The 14,957-nt window shown below is 45.1% G+C and carries 13 protein-coding genes; 11 read left to right on the top strand and 2 right to left on the bottom strand.

Annotated features, from left to right (window positions below):
- Positions 1 to 69 precede the first annotated feature (69 nt).
- Positions 70 to 1,146 carry a glycoside hydrolase family 43 protein gene (locus tag DSM03_RS04990; protein ID WP_128759891.1) on the top strand — a complete coding sequence of 359 codons (1,077 nt, stop codon included), beginning with the start codon at positions 70 to 72 and terminating at the stop codon, positions 1,144 to 1,146.
- A gap of 11 nt (positions 1,147 to 1,157) precedes the next feature.
- Positions 1,158 to 3,089, top strand: a complete 1,932-nt coding sequence (locus DSM03_RS04985) for a family 43 glycosylhydrolase (RefSeq protein WP_236638714.1) — start codon at positions 1,158 to 1,160, stop codon at positions 3,087 to 3,089.
- Positions 3,090 to 3,091: 2 nt separating this feature from the next.
- Here the strand turns inward: DSM03_RS04985 and DSM03_RS04980 are convergent, their stop codons facing one another.
- A complete protein-coding gene (locus tag DSM03_RS04980; protein WP_128759890.1) occupies positions 3,092 to 3,796 on the bottom strand; it encodes a Crp/Fnr family transcriptional regulator in 705 nt (234 codons plus the stop codon).
- 103 nt (positions 3,797 to 3,899) lie between these two features.
- Between DSM03_RS04980 and DSM03_RS04975 the strand changes: the two genes are divergently transcribed.
- The 9 genes from DSM03_RS04975 (at position 3,900) to DSM03_RS04940 (ending at position 12,924) form a co-directional block, all read left to right on the top strand.
- The gene (locus DSM03_RS04975; RefSeq protein ID WP_128759889.1) at positions 3,900 to 6,314 is read left to right on the top strand and encodes a heavy metal translocating P-type ATPase; all 2,415 of its coding nucleotides are present in this window, start codon (positions 3,900 to 3,902) and stop codon (positions 6,312 to 6,314) included.
- Between the two features lie 78 nt (positions 6,315 to 6,392).
- Complete coding sequence (gene ccoS / locus DSM03_RS04970; RefSeq protein WP_128759888.1) at positions 6,393 to 6,608, top strand: cbb3-type cytochrome oxidase assembly protein CcoS; 216 nt, start codon at positions 6,393 to 6,395, stop codon at positions 6,606 to 6,608.
- Positions 6,609 to 6,610: 2 nt separating this feature from the next.
- Complete coding sequence (ccoN, locus tag DSM03_RS04965) at positions 6,611 to 8,815, top strand: cytochrome-c oxidase, cbb3-type subunit I (protein ID WP_128759887.1); 2,205 nt, start codon at positions 6,611 to 6,613, stop codon at positions 8,813 to 8,815.
- Between the two features lie 2 nt (positions 8,816 to 8,817).
- Positions 8,818 to 9,006, top strand: coding sequence for a CcoQ/FixQ family Cbb3-type cytochrome c oxidase assembly chaperone (locus DSM03_RS04960; RefSeq protein WP_128759886.1), 189 nt, complete (start codon positions 8,818 to 8,820; stop codon positions 9,004 to 9,006).
- Positions 9,003 to 9,986, top strand: coding sequence for a cbb3-type cytochrome c oxidase N-terminal domain-containing protein (locus tag DSM03_RS04955; protein WP_128759885.1), 984 nt, complete (start codon positions 9,003 to 9,005; stop codon positions 9,984 to 9,986). The genes DSM03_RS04960 and DSM03_RS04955 overlap by 4 nt, the downstream gene beginning before the upstream one ends.
- 11 nt (positions 9,987 to 9,997) lie before the next feature.
- On the top strand, positions 9,998 to 11,419 hold the full coding sequence (gene ccoG / locus DSM03_RS04950; protein ID WP_128759884.1) for a cytochrome c oxidase accessory protein CcoG: 1,422 nt from the start codon (positions 9,998 to 10,000) through the stop codon (positions 11,417 to 11,419).
- A gap of 7 nt (positions 11,420 to 11,426) precedes the next feature.
- Entirely contained in the window at positions 11,427 to 11,576 is a 150-nt protein-coding gene (locus tag DSM03_RS18955) for a hypothetical protein (RefSeq protein WP_161567051.1), read from the top strand.
- Positions 11,577 to 11,767: 191 nt separating this feature from the next.
- Positions 11,768 to 12,214, top strand: coding sequence for a FixH family protein (locus tag DSM03_RS04945; RefSeq protein WP_128759883.1), 447 nt, complete (start codon positions 11,768 to 11,770; stop codon positions 12,212 to 12,214).
- Between the two features lie 2 nt (positions 12,215 to 12,216).
- Positions 12,217 to 12,924: a sulfite exporter TauE/SafE family protein gene (locus DSM03_RS04940; protein ID WP_128759882.1), complete on the top strand. Its 708-nt coding sequence runs from the start codon at positions 12,217 to 12,219 to the stop codon at positions 12,922 to 12,924.
- A 658-nt stretch (positions 12,925 to 13,582) separates the two neighbouring features.
- Here DSM03_RS04940 and hemN read toward each other — a convergent pair.
- A complete protein-coding gene (gene hemN / locus DSM03_RS04935) occupies positions 13,583 to 14,947 on the bottom strand; it encodes an oxygen-independent coproporphyrinogen III oxidase (protein ID WP_128759881.1) in 1,365 nt (454 codons plus the stop codon).
- Positions 14,948 to 14,957: the final 10 nt, after the last annotated feature.

Here is a 14,957-nt window from a genome sequence, read left to right as displayed (position 1 = left end):
TGTTTTATTTACATTTATTATTTATTTAAAGTATAAGGCTTTGAATAATCCTATTAACCTTTCGTATTTATGGTATTCCTTTTTAGAAATAATTTCTTTGCTCTAACGGTTTTAGCACTTCTTTTAGCCAATTGCAACAGCATTAAAAACCAAGCCGTTAAAGACTCAGAGTCGAGCAGGAGTGCCTATCTGATGACTTACTTTAAAGACGATGATCACAGTCTGCATCTGGCTTTAAGTACAGATGGTTATACGTTTACTGATGTAAATGCGGGTAAACCCGTTGTTGCCGGAGATACCATTGCGAGTCAAAAAGGAATACGCGACCCACACATCACCCGCGGTCCCGATGGTGCTTTTTATGTCGCGATGACCGATCTGCATATTTTTGCTAAACAAAAAGGTTATCGTGAGACCACCTGGGAGCGACCACAGGACGAATACGACTGGGGCAACAACCGCGGCTTTGTATTGATGAAATCCTATGATTTAATCAACTGGACGAACAGCAATTTTCTTTTTGACGAGCATTTCCCCGAACTGAAAAACATTGGTTGTGCCTGGGCTCCGCAGACCATTTACGATCCCAAAGCAGATAAAATGATGGTTTATTTTACGATGAGATTGGGCCACGGTCTTACCAAAATGTATTACGCTTATACCAATGATGACTTTACGGAAATCATCACCAAACCCGAATTGCTATTTACCTATCCCAATCCTGAAGTGCAGGTTTTGGATGCAGACATCGCCCCACTGGAAGACGGTCGATATGTGATGACCTACGTCGCTCAGGAAAATCCCGGCGGGATTAAGCTGGCATTTTCAGATCGCGCCAATGGCGGTTATGCCTACGATGCAGAATGGATCGATCAGGAACCGGGTTCGTGCGAAGCTCCCAATGTGTGGAAGCGCATCGGCGAAGATAAATGGGTCTTGATGTATGATATTTTCAGCATCAATCCGCACAATTTTGGATTTTTAGAAACTACCGATTTTAAAACCTTTAAAAATCTGGGACATTTTAACGAAGGCGTGATGAAAACAACCAATTTCACTTCGCCTAAACACGGCGCAGTTATACAACTAAGCCAGACAGAAGCCAAGGCACTGGCCGCACACTACTCAATGGATTTAAAATTCTAACTGAATTAGATATGAAAACCTTTAGAACAACCACAGCATTACTTTTTTTAAGCCTTTCCTTAAATCTTATGTTTGGCCAAAACCCAAAGATGGACGGCTATCTTTTCGCCTATTTTGAGGGTAAGGGTGACGGAGACAAACAAGAGCAAATACGCTTTGCCGTAAGTGATGACGCCATACACTGGAAAGCCTTAAACGGAAATAAACCCATCGTATCTTCTGCTGAAATTTCCAGTACCGGCGGGGTTCGCGATCCGCATATTTTACGTGGTGGTAAAAAGGATGGTTTCTATATGGTAGCAACCGATATGTACACGCGTAAAAATGGCTGGGATTATAATCCGGGAATCGTTTTAATGCACTCTGATGATTTGATCAATTGGAAATCTTCCGCAATTAATCTCGAAGAAACCTACCCCGAAAAATTTAAAAATAACAAATGGGTTTGGGCTCCACAGACTTTTTACGATACCAAAAAGAAAAAATACCTCGTCTATTTTACCGTGCGCTCCTACGACAATCTCAAGCTTGACTTTTATGCAGCCTATGCCAACAAAGACTTTACAGCTTTTGAGTCTACTCCAAAACTGCTTTATAGTGCAAAAGACGGGGCTATAGATGGCGATATTATCTATAAAGACGGTCTGTACCATTTGTTTTATAAGGGAAATACTAAAGATGAAAACGGCAAAGAAATCAAAAACGGAATCAAGCAGGCTACGAGTAAAAAGCTTTTAGGACCCTATGAAGAACGCTTTGAATATCTGGATGCGTATGCCGATCAAAATACCACAGTTGAAGGAAGTTCGGTCTTTAAACTCAACGACAGCGATGAATACATTTTGATGTATGACCTGTATTCCAGCGGGCGTTATGAGTTTCAACGCAGTACCGATTTGTACAATTTCACTACGGAAACCGAATCCTTTACCAAAGACTTTTTCCCGCGTCATGGCAGTATTATCAGCATCACCAAAGAAGAAGCCAAACGCCTAAATGCAACATGGGGCGGCGTACCTCAAGCGCTATTAACCGAAGCCGACGGAACCTTTCCTTTCCAATCAACAGGGAATCCTATAATTACGCACAAATACACTGCAGACCCGGCGGCATTGGTAGAAAATGACACCTTATGGTTGTTTACCGGTCACGATTATGAGGGCGGACAAAAGGGTTATAACATGAAAGACTGGCTGGTGTTTTCAACCACCGATATGCAAAACTGGACCGAGCATCCGGTTCCCTTAAAAATTACCGACTTCACCTGGGCAACCAGTGGTGATGCGTATGCCGGTCACGTAGCCAAAAGAAACGGCAAATACTACTGGTACATCAGCACCAACTGGAACGGGATAGGCGTTGCAGTGGCCGATCAGCCACAGGGTCCTTATAAAGATGCTTTGGGGAAACCGCTTTTGACCAATGAAGATTGTTTTGCTTCCAGCCACGCGTGGACCTGTATTGATCCTGCGATTTTTATAGACAAAGACGATCAGCCATGGATTTTTTGGGGTAACGGGGTTTGCTATTACGCCAAGCTGAAAGACAACATGATCGAGATTGATGGCGAAATCAAAAAAATAGATTTTGAAGGTCTTGACTTTACCGAAGCTCCCTGGGTTCACGAAAAAGACGGCACCTACTATTTAACCTACGCCACCGGTTTTCCCGAAAAAATTGCCTACGCTACGGCAGATGCGGTAGATGGACCTTATACTTACGGTGGAATTCTAAACGAAATAGCAGGAAACAGCAATACCAACCATCAAAGCATTGTTGAATTTGAAGACGACTGGTATTTTATCTACCACAACGGTGGTATTCAGACAGATGGTGGGAGCTACAGCAGATCGGTATGTATTGACAAGTTGATTTACAATGAAGACGGAAGTTTAAAACGTGTGCAAATGACCTCCGAAGGCATAGCTCCTGTTAACGAATAGCTTTACTGAAAGCCATCTTTAAGCTTCTCCAGACCAGACTGATCTAAAATTTTGATTCGTTTGCCTTTAGTCTCTATAAGACCTTGCTTTTTAAATTTAGCCAGCGTGCGTATGCACAATTCGGTTGCAGTACCTACTACATCAGCGATATCTGCTCGGGAGAGTATGAGTACTAAATAACCTTCCTCATCAGTACCAAAGGTCGTACTCAGATAAAGGAGTACCTCAGCAAGACGCTGATTGACTGTTTTCTGAGCCATATTCACGATAAAGTCATCGGCGATTTTAAGCTCATGAGCCATATGCTTTAAAATAGCTTGTGTAAATGCGGGGTTATCTTGAATACGACCTGTAATTTGATCTTTAGGAATAAAACACACCTCCATATCGTTAAGCGCAACAGCACTTAAATTTGTGCCTTCTTCAGAAATCATCGAACGTTGTCCCAGTACTTCACCTTTAGAAGCGATCTTTACGATCTGGTCTTTACCGTTATCACTTATTTTTGACAGTTTAGAAACACCATTCCGCACACAATAGACACCCCCAAGCTTCTCTCCTTCCTTAAAAAGTGCTTCTCCTTTTTTTATGCTACGCGAAACCTTACTATCAGAAATCGCCTTAAGCTCTTCTTTCTTAAGTGCTTTAAGTGAATTGAGCTCTCTGATAATACAATTTTCACACCGGGATTCTTCGTGTTCTGCCATACTTCAAAATTAGCATAATTTTTTGGCCAACTGACAAAAGTCATCTTTTATCCAATACCGCTTTCAGTCCTTTGCATCAGGTATTTAAGCAAATTAGAGTAAGATGAGCAAGTGTTATCATTGTGGTGACCCGTGTACGAACGGCATATTCCCACACCGAGGCAAGGCGTTTTGTTGCAACGGCTGCAAAACAGTTTATGATATTTTACAAGATAATGAGCTGTCGTATTACTATGATCTAGATGCTAATCCCGGCACCTCTCCAAAGGAGATTAAGGGAAGATTTGATTTTCTCGACAACCCCGAAATCAAGAGCAAACTGCTTGATTTTGACGAACAGGCTACGCAAATCGTCTCGTTTACCATTCCGGCTATTCATTGCAGTTCGTGCATCTGGGTTCTTGAAAACCTCAACAAACTGCGACCCGAAATCACCAATACGCAGGTCAATTTTCCCGAAAAAACGGTAAGGATCACCTTCAACGCCGATGCCTTAAGTCTCAGACAGGTAGTGGAACTTTTGTGTATGCTGGGTTACGAACCGGTGATTTCACTTGATGATTTTGATAAAAAAGAGCGCAAAACAGACCGCTCGCTCCTCTACAAACTGGGGGTTGCCGGCTTTGCCTTTGGGAATATTATGTTTCTCTCCTTCCCCGAATATTTTGAAGTAGAAGAATTTTGGCTGGATCAGTATAAGTCGGTTTTTAGAGCCCTGATGTTGCTGTTTTCACTTCCAGTCGTGTTTTACTCGGCCCATGATTATCTATTGTCTGCCTGGAGGTCTCTACGCGCACGAATGCTCAACATCGATGTGCCCATCGCCCTGGGTATTCTGGTGCTTTTTATACGCTCCTGCTATGAAGTGATTTCCAATACAGGAACCGGCTTTTTTGACAGTCTGGCGGGACTGGTTTTTTTCTTATTGCTGGGGAAATTCTTTCAGCAAAAAACCTACGCCTACCTCTCCTTTGAACGCGATTACAAATCGTATTTTCCCATAGCAATTACTAAACTTGAAGCTTCGGCTTCTCCGGATGACAACAGCCGTGAAGTGCAAATTCCTGTTTATCAGATCAAACCCAAAGACCACATTCTTATACGCAATGGCGAACTCATTCCGGTTGATGGAGTCCTGATCAACGGGCACGGACTTATCGATTACAGTTTTGTAACCGGGGAAGCAGAACCTGTTGCTAAAAAAGCCGGGAGTATGCTGTATGCGGGAGGTATGCAACAGGGAGGCCTCATCGAGTTGCGCGTGACCAAAGCCGTAGAACAAAGCTATCTTACCCAGCTGTGGAGCAATGAAGTGTTCCAGAAAAAACGTCAAAACGAGCTCCAATCACTGACTTCCAAAATAAGCAAACAATTTACTTTGGGTATATTAAGCATTTCCCTAACAGCCGCCCTTTGCTGGTGGTTTATAGACCCTTCAAAAATACTGAATGTATTTACGGCCGTACTTATTGTGGCCTGTCCCTGCGCACTGGCACTGTCTGCTCCCTTTACGCTGGGTAACCTCTTACGCATCACCGGCAAAAACAAATTCTACTTAAAAGATGCGGGGGTTCTCGAGCAGCTTGCCGAGGTCGACACCCTGGTTTTTGATAAGACCGGCACCCTGACCACCGCTTCTAAAGAACATATTCGCTATACGGGTCAGAGCCTTACCGAACGGGAAGAATCGCTGCTCACCAGTACCCTTCGGGCATCAAACCATCCGTTAAGCAGAAGCCTTTATGCTTTGTTGCAGGACTATGACATTCAGACTTTAGACCATTTTGAAGAGCAACCCGGCCAGGGCATCACCAGTACGAAGCAGAAGCAACAGATACGCGTGGGTTCGTATGCTTTTGTCAATCAACTTTCACCAGATGCAGAACCACCGGCTGACCTTCACACCAGCGTACATATCGCCACAGAAAACGGCTATAAAGGCTATTACAGCTTTCGAAGCCTCTATCGTAAAGCTTTAAAACCTGTTTTTGAAGCCCTAAATCCCGATGCCGAACTCATTATCCTTTCGGGAGATAATAACCGCGAAGCAAACCCATTGAACCAATTGCTTGGGATGCCCGTAGCCATGCATTTTGATCAAAAACCCAAAGACAAACTCGAGTTTATCAAAAAACTGCAGCAAGAGGGTAAAAAAGTGATGATGCTGGGCGACGGACTAAACGACAGTGGGGCTTTGGCACAAAGCGATGTGGGTATCGCCATTTCTGAAAATGTCAATGTCTTTTCACCGGCCTGTGACGGTATTCTCGATGCTTCCCGTTTTGAGCAATTACCGGCTTTTATCCGGTTAGCCAAAAAGGGACGGCAGATCATCAAATGGAGCTTTGCTTTTTCCCTGCTTTACAATGTGGTAGGCATCGCGCTGGCTGTAAGCGGCAACCTAAAACCCGTTTATGCCGCCATTTTGATGCCCTTGAGCTCCATAAGTATCGTAGCCTTTACCACACTTTGCACCCACTATTACGGAAGCAAACTGCAGGCTGTAGAAAAAAAATGATAAGAATTTCAAAAGCTGATTTATGTCATCTTTTAAGGAAAACTGCACCGGTAATTTTACACCATAATTCAGGTAGGTATGAGTATCATTTATATGCTTCTCGCGATAAGCGTGGTTGTGGCGTTAGTCTTTTTTGCAGCCTTTATTTTTTCGGTACGCAAAGGGCAGTACGATGACACCTATACCCCTTCGGTGCGCATGCTTTTTGAAGACGAACTGGTAAAAACCAAAAAGTCTTCGGCAAAAACACCTCAACAATCCAGTACCAATCATTCAGATCGCAAATCGAAGTAATTATGCAAACAGAACAGTTTTATTACGACAACAAAATCGTAAGAAAGTTTATCATCGCCACCCTGTTTTGGGGGCTCATCGGGATGAGCGTAGGCTTACTGCTGGCCTTTATGTTTTTATTCCCCAACGTCACAGACGGGATCTCCTGGCTGAGTTTTGGCCGCCTGCGTCCGTTACACACCAATGCCGTGATCTTTGCCTTCGTGGGTAACGCTATTTTTGCAGGGGTATACTACTCTTCTCAGCGCCTGCTTAAAGCCCGTATGTGGAAAGACTGGCTGAGCAGCTTCAATTTCTGGGGCTGGCAGGCGATTATTGTCGCTGCAGCTATCACCCTGCCGCTGGGCTACACCACCTCCAAAGAATATGCTGAGCTGGAGTGGCCTATAGATATTATGATCGCTCTGGTATGGGTGGCTTTTGGGGCCAACCTCATCGGTACCATCCTTAAACGCAGACAACGCCATCTGTATGTAGCCATCTGGTTTTACCTGGGCACTTTTGTAACCGTAGCCGTGCTGCATATCGTAAACAGTATTGAGATTCCCATTAGCGCACTTAAAAGTTATTCGGCTTACGCCGGGGTACAGGATGCGCTGGTACAATGGTGGTACGGGCATAACGCCGTTGCCTTTTTCCTCACGACTCCGTTTCTGGGGCTGATGTATTATTTTGTACCTAAAGCAGCAAACAGACCGGTGTATTCCTATCGTTTGTCTATCGTGCACTTCTGGTCGCTCATTTTTATCTACATCTGGGCCGGGCCACACCACCTGTTGTATACCGCACTACCCGGATGGGCACAAAACCTGGGGGTTGCCTTTTCGGTTATGCTTATCGCACCCTCCTGGGGGGGTATGATCAACGGTTTGCTCACCCTGCGTGGCGCCTGGGATAAGGTACGTACCGATCCGGTTTTAAAATTTATGGTAGTTGCCATTACCGGTTACGGGATGGCCACTTTTGAAGGCCCCATGCTTTCGCTTAAAAATGTAAATGCCATTGCCCACTTCAGCGACTGGATCATTGCACATGTGCACGTAGGTGCTTTAGCCTGGAACGGCTTCCTCACTTTTGGAATGGTATACTGGCTGGTACCGCGCCTGTTTAAAACACAACTCTGGTCTACCAAATTGGCAAACGTACACTTCTGGGTAGGCACTCTGGGAATCATCATGTACGCCCTGCCCATGTATGTAGCCGGTTTTGTTCAGGCTTCTATGTGGAAACAATTCAATCCTGACGGAACGCTTACTTACGGGAACTTCCTGGAGACCTTGACCGAAATCATCCCGATGTACTGGATGCGGGCTATAGGTGGTTCGTTGTATATCGCCGGTGCTTTTGTGATGCTGTATAACATCATCAAAACCGTAAGAAGCGGAAGCCAAGTGACCGACGAACTGGCCGAAGCTGCTCCGCTTACACCCGTAACCAGCAAGCGTACGTCAAAAGAAGGGTATCACACCTGGCTGGAGCGTCGCCCGGTAAAGCTTACCATTTTCGCTACCATCGCCATCCTTATTGGAGGTATGGTTCAGATCATTCCGTCTTTGATTGTAGATGATTATGTACCCGTGATTTCTACGGTAAAACCCTACACTCCGCTGGAGCTTGAAGGTCGTGACCTCTACATCCGCGAAGGCTGTGTGGGCTGTCACTCGCAGATGATCAGACCGTTCCGTAGTGAAGTAGAACGCTATGGTGAGTACTCCAAGTCTGGCGAGTATGTCTACGATCATCCCTTCTTATGGGGTAGTAAACGTACCGGGCCTGATTTATTTCGCGTAGGCGGAAAGTATTCAGACAACTGGCACCTCAACCATATGTATGACCCGCAGAGTACTTCTGCAGGCTCCATTATGCCGTCTTACAGTTGGTTGATACGCAACGAACTCGACAAGTCTAAAACCGAAGACAAAATGAAGGCTATGCAAAACTTGGGCGTGCCGTATACTGTGGCAGACATCGAGCGCGCGCAGCAATGGATGAGCGAACAGGGAGAACAGATCGAAAAAAACCTGTATGCAGATCCTGATTTCGCTAAAACATACGAAGCCGATAAAAAGGCCGCTGCTCAAAACGGAGCCGATTTTGTCGAAATGCGCAACCGCGAGATCGTAGCGCTAATCGCCTACCTGCAACGTCTGGGAACCGACATCAAAATTAAAACCGGAGCCGAAAACGCAACCGCAAAAACCGAATAACCATGCTCAAATTTGTCAAACAAAATCTGGAGAACATAGACGGGGTAGCCATCTATCCCATCATCTCCCTGCTCATTTTCTTTGTCTTTTTTGTCGCCCTGTTTGCCTGGGTAATCACAGCAAAGAAAAAGTATTTACAGGAAGTGAGTGCGCTTCCGCTTGAAGATCCTCAAACACCAAACCAGCCATGAGAAGTATCGCATCCTTATTACGTATTCTACTATTTGCAGGGTTTGCCTATCTCTTTCTCAATTACGTAGGCACCCCTGAAGATGAAGCTTCGGTATTTACCACCCAAAACTGGCTTTGGGCCATTTATGCGGTGCTCGTCTTTATGTACATCGCTTTTGAGATTTGTATCGAAAGCTTACGCGCAGTTCTTTTTAAAACCCTGAAACCTGAAGCACAGGCACAGTATCAGGCTGAGGTCGCTGTAAAAAAAGAACAACGCAAGGTTTGGATCAAAGGCCTTTATGGCAAACTTTGGAAAGCCAAACCCGTTGAAGAGGAAGGGGAAATCCTGCTCGATCACAATTATGATGGCATTAAAGAGCTTGACAACCGCCTGCCACCATGGTGGGTATACGGCTTTTATGCTACCATCCTGTTTGCTGCGATCTATTTGCTGCGCTTTGAAGTCTTTGAAGATTACAACCAGATAGACGAGTATGAGCAGGCGGTAGCACAGGCTAAAATCGATCTTGAAGAATATAAGAAAACCGCCAAGGATTTGGTTGACGCCAATACGGTAGAACTGCTTACCGATGCATCAGATATTAAAGCAGGGGAAGCCATTTTCACCGGCAATTGCATCGCCTGTCATAAAGCAGGTGGGGCTGGCGGAATAGGCCCAAACCTGACCGATGACTATTGGATTCTGGGTGGTGGTATTAAAAACGTGTTTCACACCATTTCTGAAGGGGGCCGCGCCGGTAAAGGGATGATTTCCTGGAAAACCGATTTGAAACCGAGCGAGATTGCGCAGGTAGCCAGTTATGTATTGAGCCTGCACGGTACCAACCCTGCAGATGCCAAAGAACCGGAAGGGGAAATCTATATCGATGAAAATGCCCCGGTAGAAGATGCTCAGGTACAACAAGATTCTACGGGTGTTGAAGTCATTCTGGAAACGGAACCGGTAACCGGCGACATCCTAACAGACGAAAACTAAAAAACAAAGCCATGGCTTCTCAGGATCAGGAACATTTTAGAGACAGTATAGGTACCATCAACGAGTCGGGTAAACGCGCGTGGGTGTATCCCAAAAAACCGGTGGGTAAACTCTACGAGTACCGCAAACTGGTGAGCTATGTCCTGCTGATCTTTTTAATTGCCGCTCCGTTTGTTCACATCAACGGCAATCAGTTTCTGATGTTCAACGTGCTGGAGCGACGCTTCAACATTTTAGGATTTCCATTCTGGCCGCAGGATTTTCACCTCTTTGTCATCATTATGATAACCGGAGTTGTATTTATCGTACTGTTTACAGTGGCCTTTGGTCGCCTCTTTTGCGGGTGGGTGTGCCCCCAGACCATTTTTATGGAAATGGTCTTCCGCAGAATTGAGTACTGGATTGACGGCGATCGCGGGAAACAAATTCGCCTCAACAATATGTCGTGGAATGCCGAGAAAATCCGTAAACGCCTGCTTAAATGGTCGGTATTCTTTGTGATCTCGTTTCTCATTGCCAACGTGTTTCTGGCCTATCTCATCGGCAGCGACCGCTTGCTGCAGTATATCGTAGACGGACCTGCAAATCACAGCAGCACCCTGGTCTCCCTGTTGATTTTTACGGCGGTATTCTATTTTGTATTTGCCTGGTTTCGCGAGCAGGTATGCATCATCGTTTGTCCCTACGGCAGGCTGCAGGGTGTGCTGCTCGACACCAAGTCTATCGTGGTAGCCTACGATTACAAACGCGGAGAGAAAGAAGCCGGCAGGGCTAAATTTAAAAAGAACGAAGACCGTGAAGCTACCGGAAAAGGCGATTGTATTGACTGTTTTCAGTGTGTGCACGTATGTCCTACGGGGATAGACATCCGCAACGGCACCCAGCTGGAATGTGTGAACTGTACCGCCTGTATCGATGCCTGTAACCAGATGATGGAGGCCGTAAATCTGCCTAAAGATCTTATCCGCTATGCCAGTGAAGAACACATTGAAAAGAAGACGAAGTTTCAATTCACCCCCCGGCTTAAAGGTTATACCGCCGTATTGGTTATTCTCATTGGGGTGCTGAGCGGAATGCTGTTTTTACGAAATGATGTAGAAGCCAATGTGCTGCGCTTACCGGGGCAATTGTATGAGCATAAGGCCGATGACCTCATCAGCAATGTGTACACTTTTAAGCTCATCAATAAAACCACAAAGGAGATTGAAGACGTGCACTTTGAATTGATTTCGCACAGCGGAAGCATTCGAGTGGTCTCTCAGGAGATGCTCAACGTACCGGCCCAGGGACTTGCTGAAGGCACGCTTTTTATCGAGATCAATCCCTACACGCTTGAAGGCGAAAAGGAAAAACTAAAAATAGGAGTCTACAGTGGTGCGCGTCTTATAGAGACCACCAGCACCATCTTTTTGGGCCCCAGAAGCTATAAATAATACGATTATGGAAACTACAAAAAAACACAATTGCTGCATGGGCTGCAAAAACGGAAACCCCGGTCAAAATCAACACTGCAAAGTGCGTTTAATCAAGGAGGAGCAAAAAAAGAAAAAAGCCCTGAGTCAGGAGGAACTGGCTAAAAAGTATGACTGATCCTGGCGGGGACGATTTTTAACGAAATAGAAGAGGTCGCAAAAGTAACCTTAAGGTGTCTAACTGCCCCGATATTCCGGGAGTCGAAGTTCTCAATACACTGAGAGCCAAATAGTCTTCGACAGGCTCAGACTGACAATCTAATGTAATATGTTTTGGCGAAAGCATTAATTATTTAAAATACTGAAACTATGAAATTCAATTGGGGAACCGGACTCGTCATTGGGATGGTAGGCTTTATGAGCTTTATCATGTACTTTGTGATTACCATGTCAACAGACCAGAAGTACAGCTACGACCTGGTCATCGAAGATTATTACAAGCATGAGATGAATCTGCAGGCGGCCATTGACGCCTCAGCAAACAGCAGTAAGCTTGAAATACCGGTAACCGGCACCAAAACCGAAGCAGGTTACCTCATTGCATTTCCTCAAAATCTAGATCCTAAAGCCATTACCGGCACAGTGTTCCTGTATAGACCGTCTGCCCGGCAACTTGATTTTGACATGCCCATACGCCTGTCATCTTCTAATTTGCTCATACCTGACAAACGCCTGGTAGGCGGTCGCTGGAACATTACCATCACCTGGGAATACGCTGGTAAAAAATACCGCTTTGAGGATGAAATAACCTATTGATTATGATCGCAACGGCATTACTTTTTGGGCTTTTAGGCAGTTTGCACTGCGTGGGGATGTGTGGGCCTATCGCATTTTTAATGCCGGTAGATCACCGCAATCCGTTTAAAAAGTTTCTGCAGATACTCAGCTACCACAGCGGGAGGCTACTCACCTATGCGCTCATCGGTTTTCTGTTTGGAGCCGTGGGTGAACGCCTCAATCTGTTTGGGCTGCAACAACAACTCTCTATTGCCGTAGGGGTATTGATGATTAGCGCAGTGGTAATCCCTACCCGCATCTTTAACCGCTATAACCTGTCAAAACCGGCTTACAAACTGGTGGGCCAAATCAAATCGGCTTTGGGACAACAGCTCAAGAACAAACGCAAAAGCACTTTTTTTACGCTGGGCTTACTAAACGGTTTGCTTCCCTGTGGGCTGGTATATATGGCGGTGTTTGGTGCTCTGGGTACCGGCGGCGCATTTAACGGGAGTCTGTATATGCTGCTCTTTGGTTTAGGCACCATCCCCCTGATGACCTCCGCGATTTATCTGGGTAATTTTCTAAAAGGCAAAGCCAAAAGACGTATCGTCAAACTCATTCCGGCACTGGTGATCCTAATGGGTTGCTTGTTTATACTTCGCGGCCTCGGATTGGGTATTCCCTATGTTTCCCCCTCCGAAAAAGTAACGGTTGCCCAGGTGGAGGCGAGGCATAGTTGTCATTGAAGGCTATGAGGTTTACATGTCGTATTTTCTTTTTTACCACAGTTTGTATGCGAGTGAACTGTTAACTTCTATTCATCTTTCTGTTCATTTTTTCCATCGATGAAAAAACGAACCAAAAAAATCTAGGCTGACAGGAGCTTCTCTAAATTTTTTGTTCGCTCCGCTGCATGCGCTTAACTCGGCCGCTGGCCTCAAACAGAACCGCCTGCTACGCTGCGCTCACCGCAAATTTAACGAGAACCTCCTGATAGGCCGGTACTAGCATTCCATTAGACTTGAGATTATAGATACAAGAATAAAATTATACGTATTCATACCCGAAGGGTAAACGAATTGTAAATTACCTCGGTTCAGAATAGCTACAGGAAGCTCCGAAGGACAGGAGCGATAGCGACGCGGAGCTGACAAGGCGGTTTTCGCCCATAAGGCGAAAAATTCCTAAGCGAGGGGCTCTTTTCTTTTGGTTCGTTTTCTTTGGAGAAGCAAAGAAAATGAACAGAATATCCTAAAGAAACTCGAATGTGCGAATCTCCGGCAGGAGATTCATGAGCTCCAAAACCAATAAGCGACAGCGAGTTAAAAAAAACCTGTCTCAAACACTAAATAATCAGCATTCAAGACAGGTTTTACCAACTAAAATTAAATGAAAGGTAATCTTCTAAACCGTCATGGAAAACAGTTTAGTTTCCGGTTTGTTACGCTGCAAACGCAAATCAAAAGGCAAACAGATATTGCGTACAAAAGGCTTTCCTTTTTCAGTTACGCGAAGTGCTTTAGTTTCAAAAACCAGCAATCCGTCTGCTTCCAGTTCTTTCAGCTTGATCAACACTTCTGGTAACTCCTCAAAGTACAGTGCAGGTCCGTTCCAGCTTGTCTTAAAGTGACACATCAGATTCAGGATATGCTTACGGATTTTCAAATCTTCATCGGTTAGCATATGTCCTCTAAAAATGGGCAGTATGTTATTTTCAAGCAGGTGATAGTATTCAGAGAGTCCTTTTACATTTTGTGCAAAACTGTACCAGCTGTCACTGATAGCAGAAACACCCAACCCCAGCATCACCTGGGTTTTAGAAGCATTATAGCCCATAAAATTACGGTGAATGCGTTCTTCTTGTTGGGCGTGATACAGATCATCAGTAGGCAATGCAAAATGATCCATTCCGATCTCCACATAACCGGCTTCGAGCAGCAATTGCTTACCAGTCTCATACTGCTCCCGCTTTTCTTCCGCCGTAGGCAAATTGGCGGCATCATAACCGCGCTGCCCGTTGCCTTTAATCCACGGCACGTGTGCATAGCTGTAAAAGGCGATGCGATCTGGGAATAACTGTATGGTTTTTTCTATAGTATTTTTTACACAGTCCAGGGTTTGAAAAGGGAGTCCATAAATAATATCATGCCCCACTGAGGTATAGCCCGCTTGTCGCGCCTGATCGGTTGCGCGCTGCACGTGGGCAAAGGGCTGAATACGGTTGATGGCTTTTTGAACGGTTTCGTTATAATCCTGTACCCCATAACACACCCGTGTAAAACCAAACGAAGCCAGCGTTTCTAAATGCTCCAGCGTGGTATTATTGGGATGGCCTTCAAAACTCATCTCACAAGCTGCAGCTTTATCCGCTACTTTAAAAATACCCGTCATGAGCGTAGCCAGATTTGCTTCTGAAAAAAAGGTAGGAGTACCTCCACCTAAATGTATTTGTTGTATCACCGGGCGTTCTCCTACTAAATCCCGGTACAAGGTGAGTTCTTTCAATACGGCTTTAATATACGGGGCTTCGAGGCTGTGGTTTTTGGTAATGCGCTTGGTACATCCGCAAAAGGTGCACATGGATTCACAAAAGGGTAAGTGTATATACAGACTGATCCCTTCTTTTTTATTACTTGCTGAAAAGCTTTTTTTAAAGGTGTCTTTCCAGTCTTTGAGACTGAAGTTCTCATTGTCCCAATACGGTACCGTTGGGTAGCTGGTGTATCGGGGACCGGGAACATTGTATTTGGTTATTAAGGGAATATGCATAACTCGAAAA

The organism is Leeuwenhoekiella aestuarii (assembly GCF_004104055.1).
Classification (GTDB): domain Bacteria; phylum Bacteroidota; class Bacteroidia; order Flavobacteriales; family Flavobacteriaceae; genus Leeuwenhoekiella; species Leeuwenhoekiella aestuarii.
The sequence above is the reverse complement of the archived record's forward strand: the minus strand, read 5'-3'. Positions and strand labels throughout refer to the sequence as shown.